Source organism: Legionella genomosp. 1 (assembly GCF_900640215.1).
Taxonomy (GTDB): domain Bacteria; phylum Pseudomonadota; class Gammaproteobacteria; order Legionellales; family Legionellaceae; genus Legionella_C; species Legionella_C quinlivanii_A.
Genome location: NZ_CAAAJH010000001.1, coordinates 203,665 through 217,244 on the forward strand (window position 1 = coordinate 203,665; position 13,580 = coordinate 217,244).

Consider the following 13,580-nt stretch of genomic DNA (forward strand, 5'->3'; position numbering starts at 1 on the left):
CTATTTAATAACGCCGCATCCCAGGCGTGAACCGCCTCCACCCAGAGGCGGATTATCGCTGTAGTTATCACCGCCGGCATGAATCATCAAAGCGAGATTTTTAAGATCGCTGGTTTTTAAACGGGGAGCTAATAAAGGAGTACTTGCCTTTCCATCTTCCAACACAAATAAGACTGGTAGATCACCCAGATGCCCATTTCCATAAGGCCCTTTATGCTGGTTGGTCTTCTGCGGATCAAAATGGCCGCCCGCTGCCATGCCCGCCTCACTGCAGTCGGCGTTTTGATGTAAATGAAAACCGTGTGCTCCAGCGGGAAGGTTGTTTAACTGGGGAATAATCAGTAAACCATATTCAGTATCTTTAAAGCTAACCTGACCTAATGGTTTATTTTGATCCGTGGTATACACGGTGGTAGTAATTTCCTGAGCCCACAGAGCCGGGTTTATAAAAAAGCAGAGAGAGAGGGAAGCTAATGCTTTCTTCATTCATGTTCTCCAGTGCAGTAATCAATCTAGTTATTGTTTAACCAGTTCAACTGTAAATAATGGTGTATCTACGACCATATAGCAATTGTTATACTCATCACATTTCAAATGGACCGTTTTATCTTCCTGATTTTTAAAATGAAATTCGTTTGCAGCACAAATGAAGGAAAACGACTGGACGGTGATGTTGTTTCCATCATTACTGAAATAAAGCGTTGCGGTATAATCATCCTTGCTTGTTTGTTGAAAGGTGACCAGGTCAAAATGCTCGCAGCCATTGAAGGGATCACAGCTGCTGTGATCTTTGATATGTGTTGCTGCATGCCATTTGCCAGGTAATTTATTGCAATAATCATAGGGAGCCTGACTCGCCTGACCGGCGAAGCTTGTGAAGGCAAGTAGTGAAAAGGTTGCTAGAAGTGTCTTCATATTATCTCCTTATACATGGAAAAATCCGGTTAGCGGCCGATTCTAAACTAATGAAGAAAAAATAGCGAGGCGGGGGGGATGCCCGCTTATTAATTCAAGCGTTGAAAAAGCAATGGTCTTGATAAATGTTGAACAACGGTCCCTCGTATCATACCTGTATTAAACCATAGGCTTTGCTAACCTAAGCAGAGTGACTTTAATTCAATCGAATTGTCTCAACGTCATCCTGAACGGAGTGAAGGATCTCATGAGCCTGGCTCAGCTCTAAGCAGTTGGATCCTTCGCTATGCTCAGGATGACGTACCTGGGAAGTTACAAAATATTGCACTTTTCCTATTTCGTTTCAACGTCATCCTGAACGGAGTGAAGGATCTCCTGAGTCTGGCTCAGCTCTATGTCAGTTGGAGATCCTTTGCTACGCTCAGGATGACATGCCCGGTGAGTTACAAAAATAGTTTTCATTGGAAAGATCATAAGCCAATTTTCACTGGTCTGATAAATATTTTAATCAGTGTCGTATACTTATATAAAACACTAATAATGGATTGTGTAATTGACCCAGCCATCACTTCGCACATTACTGGCGCGTCAGGGAATTTATGATAAAACCAGTTCTGTGTTTGCTTACGAACTGCTATATCGTAATAGTGAGATACAGAATCAGACGTTTGCATTGAGTGCCGCCCCGGGTGAATTGGCGACTTATTCCGTTTTATTGGATTTATTTACCAATCTCAATGTGGAGGCCATTGTCGGCAGTAAACGGGCATTTATTAACTTTACTCATTTACATCTTGTTCAACAAATTCCTGCTCTGCTCCCTAAAAATAAAATAGTCATTGAAGTGCTTGAAACAGTAGCTATTAATCAGGAGTTAATATTAAGTTTAATCAGCTTAAAAAAGCAGGGATATCAAATCGCTCTGGATGATTTTATCTTCAGGGAGGAGCTTATTCCTCTGATTCAAATCGCCGACATTATTAAAATTGACGTTCTTAATCTCAATCGCGAGCAAATAGTAGCCCAGCTTTCCTGTCTTCATTCATTTAATGGCCAATTACTTGCGGAGAAAATTGAAACAAAGAATCAATTTGATATTTGCCTTAGTCTCGGGTTTGAGCTTTTCCAAGGTTTTTTTCTCGATAAACCTCAATCCCTAAAAGGGCAGGCGATCAGCGAAAATAAAATGCAGATTCTGCGATTATTAGCTGAAATAAATGATGAGGATGTAGCAGTTGAAAGGGTTGAAGAAATTATTCTGCAAATTCCAAAATTAAGTTATCGGATTCTTCGTTTAGCGAACTCGGCGTCGATTTATAGCAGCCGGAAAATCGAGTCGCTAATGGATGCTATCACTAAACTGGGTTTAAAACAGATTAGTCACTGGCTTAGTTTGTTATTACTGGCAAGTCATGACGAAATGGCGACAGATTTATTGGAAAGAACCTTAATTCGCGCCAAAATGTGTGAATTATTATCGCGGGCAATGAATTATCAAAATCCCCATCAAGCCTATACAGTGGGACTGCTCTCAACCCTGGATGGAATATTAAATGAACCGATGACTTCGCTTCTTGAAAAAATGGGACTAAGTGAATCCCTAAATGAAGCGTTGTTAAATTATGAAGGAATGTTGGGGAAAATTCTTAAATTTACAATGGATTATGAGCAAGCTCATTTTGAGGAACTGGAAAGCATCCCTGTCGCGAATGACGTCCTTGTCAAGTCCTATATGGATGGGATAGAGTATGCGAATTATATAATGTCCATAATTTATCATCCTGAACGATAGCGCTAGCGAGGATGGATAAAGGGGTTTGGCTGAAATGAAGCGGCTGCAGTTCGCATATACTCCTTTACAGTTTCACCTAAAACACTATCTTTTGCTGCTTCAATCTCTGGTTTGCTCATCCCGGTAAATATATCCCGGCCATTGTCAATATTCTCTAAAATTTTCTCGACACTGGCTTTTTTGACCGATGGGAGAATGCCGAATCTGAAGAAGAAAAGCGTACTGTGTTTTTTGTCGCCGGAAGCGGTGCGATCACTATAAATATCATGCAGTTTTTTTAATTTTTCATAGGCGATTGAATGCTCAAAATCGGCTACCTGCAAGTGATTTCTTAGAGAAGTTTGGTTAATGGGCTGGTTGTTTCTAATGATGTCACCCAGTATGGGGATCGTGCTAACTACATGAAACCCGCAATCAGTGGAGTTAAGGAATGCCTGTTTTTCGGTGTGAATTCGCGAAACTTCTGCATGAGATCTTCCGCTGGGCGAGCTTTTGCTATCGATAATACAGGTCTTGGAAACCTTGTCATGGCAGGTGTATTCAATAACGATATGGTCTTCACGTAAACCGCTCTCAACTCGAGGGGAAATCATATGAACTGGTTTGTTGGGATGCAAGGATTTAATGTGGTTAAGAATTTCGTCCAATTCTTCTTTTTTAAAATTAGTGACGTAAGTTCCTTTTTTAGCTACAGAATGATGAACAGAGACTGCGGTGGTTATAATAATATGGTTGTTATTTTCTTCTACCCAGTATTTTTTTGGATCAAAACCACTGCCGTTAGGTTTGTAAATATAGCCCTTAATATTTTCTCTCGAAAAAAACTCAAAATCGATTTCATCAGAGGCTTTAATAAATTCTGAAGGAGACCTTGAACCGAAAAGATGGTGCAGGCGCTTCTCTACATCCGATGCGCCCAGTTGCAAATTTGTGCTGCTCATAGAACTGTCTTTTTAATCAGTGTATATATAAATTATAACGCTGTTCCATTAACAAAATATTAAACCTGTTTTCAGTGATTTTGCAGGGACTGCTGGATCCTCGAACAAAAATAAGTCATCTATATAAGTTTCAGTCTTGATGCGCTTCGTTTATAGGATACACTGTCAAAATGGAATAAAAGTTTTATAATCATAATTTTACTATCTAGGTGAGTATTCATGGAACTGAAAATTACTAACGCCCCTTTTGCGGCATTGTTTCAGCCGCTCGATTTAGGGTTCACTCAATTAAAAAACCGGCTGCTGATGGGTTCCATGCATACAGGCCTCGAGGAAGATAAAGAGGGATTGCAGCGTCTTGCCGCTTTTTATCGTGAGAGAGCATTGGGAGGGGCAGGGCTTATCGTCACAGGGGGGATTGCACCGAACCGCTCAGGCCGTCTGGCCCCTTTTGCCGCAAAGCTTAGCAATAATAAGGAGGTTCAGCGGCATGAACTGATTACTCAAACTGTGCACGAAGCGGGTGGAAAAATCGCATTGCAGATTTTACATGCCGGACGCTATGGCTACCATCCTTTCAATGTCGCTCCTAGCGGCATCAAATCACCGATTAGCCCGTTTAAACCCTGGGAAATGAGCAAGGGCAGAATTCTTAAAACGATTAAGCACTTTGCCCGCTGTGCAAAATTGGCCCAAGAGGCTGGTTATGATGGCGTTGAAATAATGGGTAGCGAAGGATATCTTATTAACCAGTTTATCGTGACCCATACCAACCAGCGTCAGGATGAATGGGGCGGCTCTTTCAATAACCGTATTCGTTTTCCAGTTGAAATCGTTAAGAGCGTTCGCGAGGCCGTTGGTGAACGGTTCATCATTATTTATCGCTTGTCGATGCTGGATTTAATTGCAGATGGAAGCAGCTGGGAGGAGGTTGTTTTATTGGCGAAAGCCATTGAGGCAGCAGGGGCAAGTCTTATCAATACAGGAATCGGCTGGCATGAAGCACGTATTCCCACAATTGCTACAATGGTTCCCCCCGCAGTGTTTACCCGTGTCACACAGCGCCTGAAGCCTGAAATCAGTATTCCGGTGATTACTTCAAACCGTATTAATACCCCTGAGAAAGCGAATCAGCTCCTGGAAGCCGGGGTTGCTGACATGATCTCAATGGCGCGTCCTTTTCTTGCAGATCCTCTTTTTGCTGAAAAAGCCCGTTTGGGTGAAAGTGAGGCAATTAATGTTTGTATCGCCTGTAATCAGGCTTGCCTGGATCGGGTATTTGTTAATAAAACAGCTTCCTGCCTGGTGAATCCAAGAGCCTGTAATGAAACAGAATTAGTCTATCAGGCTACATCCAATCCTAAAAAAATTGCGGTGGTTGGAGCGGGTCCCGCTGGGTTGGCATTTGCGGCTACAGCGGCTGAACGGGGTCATCATGTGACACTCTTTGAAAAGGGGAATGAACTTGGGGGGCAGTTTAATCTGGCAAAACGAGTTCCTGGTAAAGAGGAGTTTCAACATACGATTGATTATTTCACCCAGCAGCTTGAAAAATACAAGGTAAACATCAAACTGAATACCGCAGGACATCCCGGGCTTTTGGAATCTTTCGAGGAGATTGTTATTGCAACAGGAATTAAGCCCCGTGTTCCCGATATTCCAGGTATCGATCATCCGAAAGTGATGAGTTACATCGATGTGATCAGAGAGAGGAAAATTCCAGGTGAACGAGTGGCGATTATTGGCGCTGGTGGTATTGGTTTTGATGTCGCGGAATTTTTAACCCATGAACATCATGGCCCTGATGCTGATAGTTTCCTCAATGAATGGGGTATCGACCTTGAAGGAGAGCATCGGGGGGGGATCAAACCAGCCTCTGTAAGTAGAAGCCCGCGAAAGGTTTATCTCCTGCAGCGCAAAAAAGAAAAGCTTGGTAAAAATCTTGGCAAAACGACGGGATGGATTCATCGCCTTAGTCTGAAACATAAACAGGTCAAGATGTTATCCGGGGTCCAATATCAGCGAATTGATGATCAGGGACTGCATATTCTTATCGATGATAAACCTGAATGCCTCGAGGTTGATTCAGTGGTGATTTGTGCAGGGCAGACTGAATTAAAGGATTTATACGAGCCATTAAAGGAAGGGGGGCGATCTGTCCATTTAATCGGCGGTGCGTTCAAAGCATTAGAGCTGGATGCTCGTCATGCCATTGATCAGGCCTGTCGTCTCGCTGCTTTATTATAATCAGGATACGGAGAGTTAAATGGATTTTAGTCTGTTGGAGCAACGACTGCTGCTGATTGAAAAAAGACTGGGGCAAATAGAGACTCTTCTCCATCTGCCCGCTTCCGAAGAGGTTTCTGGCGAAACGGTTACCAGTGAGCAGAGAACAAATGAGCCTTCCAAGCCGCCTAAGCAAGGAAATTGGCTTGGATTAGTGGCAACACTCTGTTTTGTCCTCGCTGCAGGCTTTATCATCAAACTCTCCATTGAATCTGGCTGGTTAACGCCAGAGCGCCAAATCGGCCTGGCTTTTTTATTCGGCGCACTTCTGATTGGCTCTGGTTTTGTGTTTATTGCTATTGATAAATACTATGCCAGTCTGCTTCCGGCGGCGGGAATTATTGTTTTATATCTAAGCAATTTTGCCGCGCATCGTCTTTATTTTCTAATTTCATTTGAAACTGCGATTGTATTAACCAGTTTAATCTCCATTCTTTGTATTACGCTTTATTTAAGATTCAGACATGATATCTACTCTATTATTGCTGCAATAGGCTCCTATTTAGCGCCGGTTGTTTTAAACATTAATGCTAACACTCTGTTTTCATTATATTATTTCTTAATTTGTTCACTGACTTATGCGACTATATCCATTTGGGTGGAGTCCCGAATTCTGATAGTAATTGCAGCCTATTTATCCATTTTGGTCACTGGGCTAACTGGTCTTGGCTTGGAAATGGATAGTACTATCGCCATCTTCCTGGCTCTGCATTTTCTGGTTTTCGCGATTGGAACGTATCTTTACTCCAAATACGGCGCCGAACCGTTGACAGAACTAGAGTCCTGGGCATTTTTTCCTGTTCTGCTGATATTTTATTCCATGGAGTATTTTTATATCGACAGAGCTTATCCGGGCCTGGCTCCCTGGGTTTCTATAGGATTTTCTGCGATTCTCTGCAGTCTTTATCTTTCTGCCAGGCAGTGGTTTCCAGATAGGGCTATCAGTTCAAGAGCTTTAGTTTTAGCATTTTCCACCATCGTTTTTTTCCATTCATTTTATCTTGAACTGTTGCCCGATGCGTTCAAACCCTGGCTTTTCGTGGCGATTATAGTAGGAATCGCCTTTCTTCCGGTCAGGCTATTGGGCCAACAGCGGGATGGGGCTTTTTATCTTCCATCACTTGCCATTTTTTTAATTTTGGTTATTGAATATTGCAGTATGCTGATGCATCTGTTAAATAACAGCACTTACTCATGGGTGCTGGTTTCCTTTGCGTCATTTGCAAGTTTATGGTTATTAATCACCCGACATCGCAGCAGTTTGATTCATAAAAAAGAATATGGGCTTAGCTTGTTAGTTGCTGCGCATCTACTTGGAGTCAGCGCCTTATACCAGTTCTTCCACGAGGTCAGCTCATTGGCCGTATCGGCTTCCTGGCTATTATATGCTGTGTGCGTTATTGCTTATGCCTATTTTCGTCAGGATAAAACAATGGCTAAATCGGCTTTGTTAATTTTAAGTGTTGCCGCTGGAAAAGCACTCTTATACGACACGGCATCGACGCCCACAGTAGTTCGCATTTTATGCCTTATTTTAACAGGGGCTGTTTTGTACGGTTGCGGTCTTTTAATGAAACGCATTGCAAGCTGGCAGGATAATTGACAGAAATCCCTCTCCCAAGTTGGGGGAGGGCGAGGGTCATTAAGTTAAGCCCAGTTGTATATAAACTGTCCTCCCCGCGAACTGAGGGTTTCCCCCATTTTTTATATAGTCAGCGGATGACTTAACAATTGCTCAAACAGGTCTATTATCGTGTCGTTCCCGCGAAGGCGGGGATCCATCTCTAAGCTCGCTATAATGCCAATTGAGGAATGGATTCCCGCCTTCGCGGGAAAAACAAAATTTCCTTAACTTAATGGCAGTGAGGGCTAGGGTGAGGGTTGATTTAAACCCCCTCTCTCTAACTCTCTCCCCTGAGGGGCGAGAGGATTCACAGGGGACTACAGATATTGCCTGGCATAGCGCTCATAAATTTTTTTAGACAGGAATACTTCCATCAAATCCGCGTCAATTTTCCCTTCAATTTTCATTTGGTTGAGAATTTCCAAGGCTTTTTCCAAGGGGATTGCTTTTTTATAAGGCCTGTCACTTGCTGTGAGCGCTTCAAAAATATCTGCGAGAGCAATAATACGCGCTTGTATAGGAAGCTGTTCTTTGGTTAATCCGCGAGGATAGCCGGTGCCATCGAGTTTTTCGTGATGTCCGCCTGCATAGAGTGGAACATTCTGCAGATTTTTAGGGTAGGGTAAAGACTCCAGCATTTTAATAGTGACTTTGACATGATTGTTGATAATCTCTCTTTCTTGCGAAGACAGAGTGCCGCGGCGGATTGACAGCATCTGCTTTTCAGTTTCGGAAAGGAGATCCTCTTTCTGTCCGTGTGAGGAAGTCCATTGATGCTGAGCTATTTTCTTCATGGCCTCGATGTCTTCATCCGGGGTGAACTCTTGTCCCTGATTCATTTTTTTAATTAAATTGCGCTCCTGATGTAAGATACTCAGTTGTTCCTGCAATTGATTATCCTGAGATAAATCAAATTCTGTTCCGGTTAATTTCTTAATTTTGGCTTGCAAGGAAGCGATGATGGCATCACGCTGCAATACTTCAAATTTTGTGTTAATCAATTTAATCCCATCGATGATCGTTTCAAGTTTGGTTGCTTTATCAACCACTGCTTCAGGGATTGAAATTTTACCGCAATCATGAAGCCAGGCAGCGACCTCCAGCTCGTACATTTCCTCTTCTGTCATGCTGAAGTGTTTCAATGGACCATAATCCATTTCACAGGCGGCTTCAGCAATCATGCGGGTAATGACAGGCACACGCCGGCAATGACCTCCTGTATAAGGTGACTTTTCGTCAATTGCTTTGGCAATCAGCTGTATTAATGAATCAAAAAGCTCTTTTTGTGCCTGAATCAACCTTTGGTTGGTAATGGTAATAGCGGCTTGTGAGGCCAGAGATTCAACCATTTGCTGATTTAACTTTGAAAAGGCGCTGATTTTTTTTGTTTCAGGATTAATGGCGTTAATTAATTGAAGCACCCCAATGACCTCATTAAGATGATTGGTCATTGGAACTACAAAAAATGATTGGGAATGATAATTCATTTGCTGGTCGAATTGCTTGGTTCCTGATAGCTTAAACTGCGTATTTTTGTATGCGTCTTCAATATGAATAGTTTTTTTACTAATGGCAGCCCAGGGAGCCAGCATATTATTATTGGCTTCGCCTTGCTCATTGTATAAAGGCAGATCGTCAAGTTTATTCTGGTTTTGACTGGTTCCACCCAGATGAAGTTTAAGTGATTTATTAATCAGGATCTCAAATCTGAGTTTTTGATCATCGGTGCATGTGTACAAAGTTCCGCCATCGGCATTGGTGATTTCCTGGGCTTTCATCAGAATCGATTCCAGCAGCAGAATATGATTTTTTTCAGCAGAAAGAGCAGTTCCAATATCAGTCAGCACTTTCAGTAAATGAGAAAAATCAGAAGCAGTGACGTGCATAAATATTACACAGTTGTGATTTGATCAGATTATAGTCTAAACAATGACTGTCATTGTCTGCAGAGCTTATTCTGGTCGAGCTTGGCAATAATTTTCTCAACGGCTTGTTCAGCGGTTTGTGTTGCAGTATCAATGGTTAGCTGTTTGTTTTCCCAGTGTTCATAATCTCTGTCGAGAACTTCCCGCCAGGTGGGTGGTGTTAAGCCCTGAATGTCCGTTTTTCTTGTTTCAACGCGTTCTTTGTGGATGGTTTCATTCGAGCAGATAATTTCAATTTCAAGATAGGGCTTATTCATTTCTCTTGCAATTTGACGGTAGGCCGCCCTTGTAATTTCAATAGGATTCACAGAGTCGCAAACCACCGTTAAGCCAATTTCCAGATTATCTTTCGCTATGGCGTAAGCAGTCATATAGCCTTCAGCGATGACATTTATCCCGCCCTGGCTACCGAACTGAGATGCATTTTTTATTGCCTGCTCAATACTGTCGATGCGTAAATAAACAGCTCTTATTGTTTTGGCCAATTGTCTGGCAATGGTACTTTTACCTGTACCTGGTAAACCACCCAGTATTATTAACATGATGCAGCCTTATATTGTGCCCAGATTACTTCTCAACCCCAAACACACTTCTGCCGCCATATAAAGACGACACCCTTTTTTCATGTGCAATAATCTCTTCGAAATCCGGGCCGCTGATGATGTGATGTTCCAGTTTTCGAGCCTGTTCATCGAGGCGTTTAATCGCATCCAGTTTTTCACTTTCTCCAAGACTTGCCTTTTGTACTGCCGTTTTCAAAACCCGGATTGTTTCATCGTAGACCTTGACAGGAACAGGAAAGGGATGCCGGTCTTTACCCCCATGAGCCAGTGAAAAACGGGCCGGATCGGAAAATCGGCAGGGGGCACCGTGAATCACCTCAGCGACCATTGCAAGCGCTAATACGGTTCTGGCGCCTACGCCAGGAGTTAAGAGCAGCTCTGAAAAATCTTCGGGGCCACGTTCAATAGCTGCGGCTATATTGCCATGCAAACGCTTCATAGAAATATTTTCAGCTCTGACGTCATGATGATGCGGCATATCCAGATGAGGTAATAAAAGTTGATTGCTATGGCTGGGAACTATTTGCGAACTAATTTGTATAGAATTTTCAGCTTCTGTCAGAATACGTTCGGGTGAAAGTGTCTTTAAAAGATCCAGTTGTGTGCTTCTGGAAAATTCAGCGCGTTCATCGGTCAGATTAATAATATTGCCTTGATGACGCCCTTCAATCGCTGCATGAGGCGCATTGATAAAATTTTCCAGACCCTCAGATAACCAATGGTATCGACGCGCCTGTTTTTTATTGGTATTCATGCCCTGCTGAATAACAGCCCATTTCCCATCGTCCGTTACAATAAAACCATGTAAGTAAAGATCAAAGCCATCCTGAATGGCAGCGCTATCCACCTTAGCCACCAGACGGCTGGATTGCGCCAGTTGCTGGCCATTAAAACCAACTTCATGTCCAATGGTTATAAGTTCCTGCGGCGTTTGTCGCGAATATTTCCCACGGCCTCCGCACACATGAATCCCCAGTTCTCGTGACAAGGGATTTAATCCTCTTTTAAGCGCCCCGAGGACACTGGTTGTAATACCTGAGGAATGCCAATCCATTCCCATCACGGCACCAAAGGATTGAAACCAGAATGGATTCGCCAAGCGCCGCAAAAACTCATCGCGCCCATAATGGTGAATAATGGCCTGACTCATGATGGCCCCCAATTTGGCCATACGTTCGGCTAACCATTGAGGTACTCTGCCATAATGCAAAGGTAAATTAGCACTGCCTGTTTTTTGAGCCATGATGTTTTAAGACATTAAATAATGCCATTATAGCGGAATTAGCCTGCTTTGTTCTCAAAAAAAACAGCAGTATAATGATATAATCGGTAAAGTTATCCAGTCATTCATAAAAACAGTAGACACCAGAAGCCTATATGGCTAAATTATATCAATTAGTTAAAATAAAAAACGTTTTGCCATAGTTCAAAGCGATAAATTTGCTGTAGGGTTGTAGAAATGCGCTTTTTGTCAACTGTTATCAAAAATAATACAATCTGGTCGGGGCAGCGGTTTTTTTCAACACTGCCGGAAGGTTTGCGTTCCGATTTTAAAACCTTTGGCGCACGGCCTGATCCATTGAAAGTGATTGAGTTAGTGGAGCATCATAAAAAAACGGCTGATAAAATGCGCGAAAACTTCCCTCGTGTTATGGAGGGCAGTTTTTTACCGGGAAGAATTGTTTATCGCTTATGCACTACTTCCCCCGCCGAGATGATAGAGAACGGCGGTTTTCGCACGAATGATGAACTCTTTGTGGCCGCGAATTCTGAAACCGGTCTGAACAAAGGCTCAATATGCTTCTCATTACTCCCGGAGGTCGCTGCAGTGTTTTATGATCAGCTTCCTTCTAACCAAAAAAAATATCTCTATGGCTGCTTGCTAAAAGGGGGTTATTTTGCTCCTGGCGGTAAATGGCGGCAAGTGATAGTACCCGGCGCATTCCCGCTGCCGTCAGTGTGGATGGCAAGAGAGGTCATGGGACTTACTAAAGCCCGTAGTTTGCATTTGGGACCCCTGTCTGGGCAATACGATTGCCGAGAAAATGTAATATGGGGGGATAAGATCCATGATTTTTCCCGGGATGATTTGCAAATGCCTGAAATTATTGATTATGGCAATGAAGATCAGGCAATGGAATTTCACATTGAGGATAGTGAGGATTCTCGAAAATTCCAGGAACAAGTGGATGCTTTTTACAAAAGGAACTGCTTAGGCTGGCCGATTTCGTTAAATTTAACTTAAGTTGTTGTCAAAAAATATGATCAATAAAGTGGATGTGATAGTCGTGGGCGCTGGCGCTGCAGGAATGATGTGCGCTATTGAAGCAGCAGCCCGCGGTCGCCGCGTGCTGATTCTCGATAAAAGTAATAAGCCCGGTAAAAAAATCCTGATGTCAGGAGGGGGCCGTTGTAATTTTACCAATTTATATGCCAGCCCAGAGCAGTATATCTCCCATAACCCGCATTTTTGTAAATCAGCACTCAAGCGTTACACGCAATGGGATTTTATTGAGCTGGTCAAACGTCATAAAATTGCCTTTTATGAGAAAACGGCGGGTCAGCTTTTCTGTGAAGAAAAGTCTCATTTAATTGTGGATATGCTTTTGGCAGAATGCCGCAAAAATAATGTCGATATCAGATTGAATCATTCGATTACTTCTATTGTGAAAAAAGACCAACATTTTATGGTCGTGTCCGGGCAGGGAACTTATCATTGTGACTCGCTGGTTATCGCCAGCGGGGGGTTGTCGATTCCCACCCTGGGAGCCAGCCCATTTGGCTATCAGATAGCCGCTCAGTTCGACTTGAATGTTTATCCGACCAGAGCTGGGCTTGTACCGTTCACACTGCATGAAAAGGATAAGGAGCGCCTGGCTGAATTGACTGGAATTTCAGTGGAAGGTTCCGTGAGTTGTAACAGGATTTCTTTTCAGGAAAATGTCTTGTTTACTCATCGGGGATTAAGTGGTCCTGCCATATTACAAATTTCTTCCTACTGGCTTCCTGGACAAGAAGTAAATATTCAGTTTTTACCCCAGACTAACTTGTATGAAGAACTATTACAGGCCCGTCATAGTTCGCCGGATATTTTCTTAAAAACCGTATTATCCCGATTCACGGCCAAGCGCGTGCTGGATGTTTTTTATGAGCCTGAAGTATTGGAAAAGCCGCTTAAACAATTCAATCATAAACAATTACAGCAGGTTGCCGAAAGACTGCAGGCATGGTCGATCAAGCCCAATGCCACAGAAGGCTATCGAACGGCGGAGGTGACATTGGGCGGAGTTGATTGCAATGAAATTTCTTCCCAGACCTTCGAGGCTAAAAAAGTACCAGGGCTCTTTTTTATTGGTGAAGTGCTCGATGTCAGCGGTTGGCTGGGCGGGTATAACTTTCAGTGGGCCTGGTCATCGGGTTGGGCTGCAGGTCAGGTAGTTTAGATGTTAAACGTCCTGCAAATGGATTGTAGTCTTGGCAGACTGCCTGTTATCATGCGATGATACTTCCCTTATAAAAATGACATGCCAGGGA

At 43.0% G+C, this 13,580-nt stretch carries 11 protein-coding genes; 5 read left to right on the forward strand and 6 right to left on the reverse strand.

What is annotated here, in order from left to right:
* Together E1O89_RS00910 and E1O89_RS00915 are read right to left on the reverse strand one after the other, a co-directional pair.
* On the reverse strand, positions 1-486 hold the full coding sequence (locus E1O89_RS00910) for a superoxide dismutase family protein (protein ID WP_133138518.1): 486 nt from the start codon (positions 484-486) through the stop codon (positions 1-3).
* A 30-nt stretch (positions 487-516) separates the two neighbouring features.
* The gene (locus E1O89_RS00915; RefSeq protein WP_133138519.1) at positions 517-915 is read right to left on the reverse strand and encodes a hypothetical protein; all 399 of its coding nucleotides are present in this window, start codon (positions 913-915) and stop codon (positions 517-519) included.
* Between the two features lie 553 nt (positions 916-1,468).
* Here E1O89_RS00915 and E1O89_RS00920 point away from each other — a divergent pair.
* Positions 1,469-2,707: an EAL and HDOD domain-containing protein gene (locus tag E1O89_RS00920; RefSeq protein ID WP_133138520.1), complete on the forward strand. Its 1,239-nt coding sequence runs from the start codon at positions 1,469-1,471 to the stop codon at positions 2,705-2,707.
* Positions 2,708-2,709: 2 nt separating this feature from the next.
* Here E1O89_RS00920 and E1O89_RS00925 read toward each other — a convergent pair whose 3' ends face one another.
* Positions 2,710-3,648, reverse strand: coding sequence for a hypothetical protein (locus E1O89_RS00925; protein ID WP_133138521.1), 939 nt, complete (start codon positions 3,646-3,648; stop codon positions 2,710-2,712).
* A 219-nt stretch (positions 3,649-3,867) separates the two neighbouring features.
* Between E1O89_RS00925 and E1O89_RS00930 the strand changes: the two genes are divergently transcribed.
* Positions 3,868-5,895: an NADPH-dependent 2,4-dienoyl-CoA reductase gene (locus tag E1O89_RS00930; protein WP_133138522.1), complete on the forward strand. Its 2,028-nt coding sequence runs from the start codon at positions 3,868-3,870 to the stop codon at positions 5,893-5,895.
* A 19-nt stretch (positions 5,896-5,914) separates the two neighbouring features.
* A complete protein-coding gene (locus E1O89_RS00935; protein WP_133138523.1) occupies positions 5,915-7,537 on the forward strand; it encodes a DUF2339 domain-containing protein in 1,623 nt (540 codons plus the stop codon).
* A 338-nt stretch (positions 7,538-7,875) separates the two neighbouring features.
* Here the strand turns inward: E1O89_RS00935 and E1O89_RS00940 are convergent, their stop codons facing one another.
* Genes E1O89_RS00940 through E1O89_RS00950 form a run of 3 tightly spaced genes read right to left on the reverse strand, consistent with a single transcriptional unit; the run spans position 7,876 to position 11,289 of the window.
* A complete protein-coding gene (locus E1O89_RS00940; protein ID WP_133138524.1) occupies positions 7,876-9,444 on the reverse strand; it encodes an HD family phosphohydrolase in 1,569 nt (522 codons plus the stop codon).
* A gap of 50 nt (positions 9,445-9,494) precedes the next feature.
* Positions 9,495-10,025: an AAA family ATPase gene (locus E1O89_RS00945; protein ID WP_133138525.1), complete on the reverse strand. Its 531-nt coding sequence runs from the start codon at positions 10,023-10,025 to the stop codon at positions 9,495-9,497.
* Positions 10,026-10,050: 25 nt separating this feature from the next.
* Positions 10,051-11,289: a DUF763 domain-containing protein gene (locus tag E1O89_RS00950; RefSeq protein WP_133138526.1), complete on the reverse strand. Its 1,239-nt coding sequence runs from the start codon at positions 11,287-11,289 to the stop codon at positions 10,051-10,053.
* Positions 11,290-11,505: 216 nt separating this feature from the next.
* Between E1O89_RS00950 and E1O89_RS00955 the strand changes: the two genes are divergently transcribed.
* Positions 11,506-12,291 (forward strand): hypothetical protein, encoded by a 786-nt coding sequence (locus tag E1O89_RS00955; RefSeq protein ID WP_133138527.1) that lies wholly within the window; start codon positions 11,506-11,508, stop codon positions 12,289-12,291.
* Between the two features lie 19 nt (positions 12,292-12,310).
* Entirely contained in the window at positions 12,311-13,489 is a 1,179-nt protein-coding gene (locus tag E1O89_RS00960; protein ID WP_133138743.1) for an NAD(P)/FAD-dependent oxidoreductase, read from the forward strand.
* The last annotated feature ends 91 nt before the right edge of the window (positions 13,490-13,580 follow it).

Bases quoted from the DNA above. Each gene is read 5' to 3' on its own strand.
- E1O89_RS00910 (WP_133138518.1), bottom strand. From the start codon at position 486: ATGAAGAAAGCATTAGCTTCCCTCTCTCTCTGCTTTTTTATAAACCCG.
- E1O89_RS00915 (WP_133138519.1), bottom strand. From the start codon at position 915: ATGAAGACACTTCTAGCAACCTTTTCACTACTTGCCTTCACAAGCTTC.
- E1O89_RS00925 (WP_133138521.1), bottom strand. From the start codon at position 3,648: ATGAGCAGCACAAATTTGCAACTGGGCGCATCGGATGTAGAGAAGCGC.
- E1O89_RS00930 (WP_133138522.1), top strand. From the start codon at position 3,868: ATGGAACTGAAAATTACTAACGCCCCTTTTGCGGCATTGTTTCAGCCG.
- E1O89_RS00935 (WP_133138523.1), top strand. From the start codon at position 5,915: ATGGATTTTAGTCTGTTGGAGCAACGACTGCTGCTGATTGAAAAAAGA.
- E1O89_RS00940 (WP_133138524.1), bottom strand. From the start codon at position 9,444: ATGCACGTCACTGCTTCTGATTTTTCTCATTTACTGAAAGTGCTGACT.
- E1O89_RS00945 (WP_133138525.1), bottom strand. From the start codon at position 10,025: ATGTTAATAATACTGGGTGGTTTACCAGGTACAGGTAAAAGTACCATT.
- E1O89_RS00950 (WP_133138526.1), bottom strand. From the start codon at position 11,289: ATGGCTCAAAAAACAGGCAGTGCTAATTTACCTTTGCATTATGGCAGA.
- E1O89_RS00955 (WP_133138527.1), top strand. From the start codon at position 11,506: ATGCGCTTTTTGTCAACTGTTATCAAAAATAATACAATCTGGTCGGGG.